Below are 4,726 nucleotides of genomic sequence, written 5' to 3'. Positions count from 1 at the left end.
CCGGGCAGCACCGTGGCGATCGTCGGTCCGACCGGGGCGGGCAAGACCACGCTGGTCAACCTGCTGATGCGGTTCTACGAGGTCGATGCCGGCAGAATCGTGATCGACGGCGTCGATATCGCCTCAATGAGCCGGCAAGCGCTGCGATCTCGGATCGGCATGGTGTTGCAAGACACCTGGCTGTTCGACGGAACGATTGCCGAGAACATCGCCTACGGTCGGCCGCAAGCCAGTGCGGACCAGATCGAGCAGGCCGCGAAAGCAGCCTACGTCGACCGGTTCGTCCATACTCTGCCCGCCGGGTACCAGACCCGGATCAGCGGCGACGGCAGCAATATCAGCGCCGGTGAGAAGCAACTGATCACCATCGCCCGCGCGTTTCTCGCCCGCCCCCAGCTGCTGATCCTGGACGAGGCCACCAGCTCGGTCGACACCCGCACCGAGCTACTCATTCAGCGAGCAATGCGCGAACTGCGCCGCGATCGAACAAGTTTCCTTATCGCCCATCGGCTTTCAACGATCCGTGACGCCGACCGCATTGTGGTCGTGCAGGCCGGCAGGATCGTCGAACAAGGCGACCACGCCGAACTGATGTCCCAGCGCGGCGCCTACTACGAGATGAGCCAGGCCTCCAGATAGCGGCGCCGGACGTTATCCAGAAGGCATCAAGATCCGCCAAGTGACCGCCCCGATGCTGAGGTCAGTCCAGGGTCAGTCCAGCCAGGAGACCAGCACCGGAGAAAGGTACGACCTCAGCAATGCTCTCACCCCGCAGCACCGCAGCCCTCACCACCGCAGTCGGTGCCACCGCCGGCGCCGCCGCGGCCACCACCGCGGACTCGGCGTTTATCTCGCAGCTGGAGTCCGTGGGCGTCAGCTTCACCTCACCTCAGGCCGCCGTTCAAGAAGGCCACCAGGTGTGCACGGAGCTTGCCGCCGGCGCGTCCGGAACCCAGATCGCCAACGAAATCCTCAGCCAGACCAATCTGACGTCAAAGCAAGCTGCCTACTTCGTCGTCTACGCGACCAAGGACTACTGCCCGCAGTACGCCAGCCAGCTCGCCTAGCCGCCCCACCAGGATGCGGGGACCAGAAATGGGTCTTATTAAGCTCGGTGTTCGGCCTTTACTGCTGTGGGCCGACCTAAGGAGATGTCCATGAAGCGTGCACCTCGTACCCTTGCCGTCACCGTCGCCACCGCGCTCGCCGTCCTACTGGTGGTCAGCGGCTGCGGACATGTGGACAGCGGCCGCAAGTCGCCCGGCACCACGGCCAGCACAACCAGCGGTGCGGCGGCGACGTTGCTCAAACAGGCAGCCGACGTCATGCGCAAGGTCACCGGCATGCACGTGAGCCTCGACGTGCAGGGTGACGTGCCCAACCTGCGGGTGACAAAGCTCGACGGCGACGTTTCCAACACACCGCAAGTTGCGGCCACCGGCAGCGCGACGATGATCCTTGGTAGCGAAACCCAAGAGGCGAAATTCGTCTATGTCGACGGTCATCTCTACGCCGACCTGGGACAACCCGGCACGTATACCGACTTTGGCAACGGCGCCTCGATCTATAACGTGTCGGTGCTGCTCGACCCGAACAAGGGCCTGGCCAACCTGTTGGCCAACCTCAAGGACGCCTCGGTGGCGGGCTCCCAACAGGTCAACGGGGTGGCCACCACGAAAATCACCGGTAGCTCCGCCGCCGATGACATCGCGACCCTTGCCGGCTCACGGCTGACCGCCGAGAGCGTTTCGACTGTGCCGACCACGGTGTGGACCGCGTCGGATGGGTCCTCGCACCTCGTCCAAGTTCAGATCGTGCCTACTCCGAATGCTTCGGTGACGCTGACAATGTCCGATTGGGGCAAGCAGGTCACCGCGACGAAACCGCTCTAGCTAGTGCCGAACGGCGTTGCGCCATAGTGATTCGGCCGAACCGTCCACGCTCGGAAAGGATTCACCAATGACGACGATGGCTCCCCGGCGGCGGCGGTTCGCGGTGGCAGTCGCCCGACTGGCGGTCGTCACCGCAACGACGGCCGCGCTTGCCCCCACGGCACACGCCGCCGATTCCTATGGCGCGATCGCCTATTCCAGCAACGGCTCATGGGGCCGATCGTGGTCCTACCCGACCAAGGCGGCGGCCGAAGCCACCGCGGTCAAGTCGTGCGGGTATTCCGACTGCAAGGTGCTGACCACCTTTACCGCCTGCGGCGCAGTCGCCGCCAAAGACCACGATTACAAGGGCGGAGTGGGAGCTAACCTGAGCGCCGCTATGAAGGACGCGCTAGGCAAGCTTCAAGGTGGCTACATCGACACCTGGGCCTGCAACTAGCCTCGCGGCCGCCAAGTCACCTCAAGGATTCGTAGAGATAACGAAAAGGCCGTGACCGCAACCTTTTCTCAACACCCATTCCGCCCAAGCGGAACGAGAACGAGAAAAGGGACCACGACTCATGAGATTTCTCACGATCGCCAAGACCGCTGTCTTCGCCACCGTGGCCGGCGCCGTTGCGCTCGGGCTGGCCGGGCCGGCCGATGCGGCTTCGGGCACCATGTACGGCGACCCGGTGGCAGCCGCCAAGTGGTGGCGCTACCAGAAATACGATGACTGCGTCATCATGTCGAGCGCCGACGTGGTCGGTCAAATAACCGACAAGGAGCCGTCGGAGAAGGCGATCATCAAGGTTGCCCAATCCACACCCAGCACCGTCCACCCCGGCTCTATCTACGTCAAGCCGGCTGACACCAAGAACCCGAATTCGGGCATGGGCACCAGCATGTGGGACGTACCGACACTGCTGGAGCACTACGGCGTCCACGCCAAGGTCACCGACACCGACGACGCCGCCCAGACCGGGATCCCCACCGGCATGGAAGCCCTCGAGCAGTACCTGGGCGGTGGCCACGCGGTGATCGTCAGCGTCAACGCCGAAATGATCTGGGGCCAGCCGGTCGAGGAGACCAACAGTGATGGCAGCCCGCGGTCCGACCACGCCGTGGTGGTTACCGGAGTCGACACCGCCAGCGGCATTGTGCACCTCAACGACAGCGGCAACCAGCAGGGCCGCGACGAGCAAGTTCCCATGGAAATCTTCGTCAAGGCCTGGGACACCAGCCATGACTTCTTGGTCGTCACCACCGGCATCGTCAAGTGACCCACGGACAACCACGGCGGCGGGCAAACCTCGGGCGCAACCCGCTCACCGGCTGCCCGCCGATCCAGTCCTGTTGGGCCCCTATGTAATTCGCGTGCAACGTGGACGAATACCCTGGCCGGGCGAAGCGATGTCAACCTGCCACAAGCATGGGTTCGTATCTGATCGGCGAACCTCGTACCACAATGACGTTTGATAGAAACTCGTAGGTTAAGGCATATGAGCCACGGAGGACCCGCAATGGCTGGTAGCGCGAGGGTGGGCCAACACCTCGAATTCGCCCTGCTGGGCCCGTTGGAGGTGAGCATCGACGGCGCCCTGGTGCCACTGGGCACCCCTAAGCAACGAGCGGTGCTGGCCATGCTGGTGATAAATCGCAACCGGCCGGTCGGGGTCGACGCCCTGATCACCGCGCTGTGGGAAGAATGGCCCCCGCCGGGCGCTCGGGCCAGCATTCACTCCTACGTATCCAATCTGCGCAAGCTGCTCGGCGGCGCCGGGGTAGATCCTCGAGCAATGTTGGCCGCGGCGCCGCCGGGCTATCGGCTCAGTATCCCCGAGAACACTTGCGACCTAGGTCGGTTCATCGCCGAGAAGACTGCCGGGGTGCATGCGGCTGCTGCCGGTCAGTTCGAACAGGCCAGCCGGCATCTGTCGGCAGCACTGCGGGAATGGCGCGGACCGGTGCTCGATGACCTACGCGACTTTCGGTTCGTCGAGGCGTTTGCCGCGGCTCTGGTGGAGGACAAAGTTCTCGCGCACACCGCCAAGGCGGAGGCCGAAATCGCTTGCGGTCGGGCCGCTGCGGTGATCGCCGAATTAGAAGCCCTCACGGTCGAGCACCCGTACCGGGAACCATTGTGGGCCCAGCTGATCACCGCCTACTACCTCACCGACCGCCAATCCGACGCCTTGGGCGCCTATCGCCGGGTGAAGACGACGTTGGCCGAGGATCTTGGCATAGATCCCGGCCCGACGTTGCGTGCCCTGAATGAACGCATCCTTCGCCAAGAACCGCTGGACGCCAAGATGAACGCCAAGTCCACCGCCGTCGGGACAGTCACCGTGCTCGATCAGCGCACGATGGTGTCCGGGCAGGAAGCGGTCGCCTATCTACATAGCATCGCCTCGGGTCGCGACTGCCCACTGCGTACCGCGGCCACCCGAATCGGGCGCCTCAGCGATAACGACATCGTTCTCGACAGCGCCAACGTCAGCCGCCACCACGCCGTCATCATCGACACCGGGACCAACTACATCATTAACGACCTCCGGTCCTCCAACGGCGTCCATGTGCAGCACCAACGAATCCGCGGCGCCGTCACGCTCAACGATGGTGACCATATCCGCATTTGCGACCACGAGTTCGTCTTCCAGATCGCCGCCAGCGCCGCGGACTAGGCTTACCGTCATGATCACCGGCATGGTTGCTGGACCGGTGGTTGCACTCCGTGCGATACCTCAAGCCTGTTGATAGGGTCGGCGGGATTCGGGTTGGGTTGAGGAGGATCAGCAATGGGCGAGGCGCCAGACTCGCGAGTGGGGTCGATGTTCGGCCCTTACCACCTCAAA

At 63.8% G+C, this 4,726-nt stretch carries 6 protein-coding genes; all 6 read left to right on the top strand.

Annotated features, from left to right (window positions below; all coding sequences use genetic code 11):
- Window positions 1-639 (top strand): ABC transporter ATP-binding protein (locus tag F0Q45_RS24430; protein WP_149656347.1); only part of this gene is annotated, 639 nt, incomplete at its 5' end.
- A gap of 119 nt (window positions 640-758) precedes the next feature.
- Window positions 759-1,067 (top strand): DUF732 domain-containing protein, encoded by a 309-nt coding sequence (locus F0Q45_RS24425; protein WP_149656346.1) that lies wholly within the window; start codon window positions 759-761, stop codon window positions 1,065-1,067.
- A 90-nt stretch (window positions 1,068-1,157) separates the two neighbouring features.
- A complete protein-coding gene (locus tag F0Q45_RS24420) occupies window positions 1,158-1,892 on the top strand; it encodes an LppX_LprAFG lipoprotein (RefSeq protein WP_149656345.1) in 735 nt (244 codons plus the stop codon).
- A 67-nt stretch (window positions 1,893-1,959) separates the two neighbouring features.
- Complete coding sequence (locus F0Q45_RS24415) at window positions 1,960-2,331, top strand: DUF4189 domain-containing protein (RefSeq protein WP_149656344.1); 372 nt, start codon at window positions 1,960-1,962, stop codon at window positions 2,329-2,331.
- A 121-nt stretch (window positions 2,332-2,452) separates the two neighbouring features.
- Window positions 2,453-3,154, top strand: a complete 702-nt coding sequence (locus tag F0Q45_RS24410) for a C39 family peptidase (protein ID WP_149656343.1) — start codon at window positions 2,453-2,455, stop codon at window positions 3,152-3,154.
- Window positions 3,155-3,394: 240 nt separating this feature from the next.
- Window positions 3,395-4,555 carry an ATPase/transcriptional regulator EmbR gene (gene embR, locus F0Q45_RS24405; protein ID WP_149656342.1) on the top strand — a complete coding sequence of 387 codons (1,161 nt, stop codon included), beginning with the start codon at window positions 3,395-3,397 and terminating at the stop codon, window positions 4,553-4,555.
- The last annotated feature ends 171 nt before the right edge of the window (window positions 4,556-4,726 follow it).

The sequence above is a fragment of the Mycobacterium simiae genome (genome assembly GCF_008370645.1).
Lineage (GTDB): Bacteria > Actinomycetota > Actinomycetes > Mycobacteriales > Mycobacteriaceae > Mycobacterium > Mycobacterium simiae_A.
The sequence above is the reverse complement of the archived record's forward strand: the minus strand, read 5'-3'. Positions and strand labels throughout refer to the sequence as shown.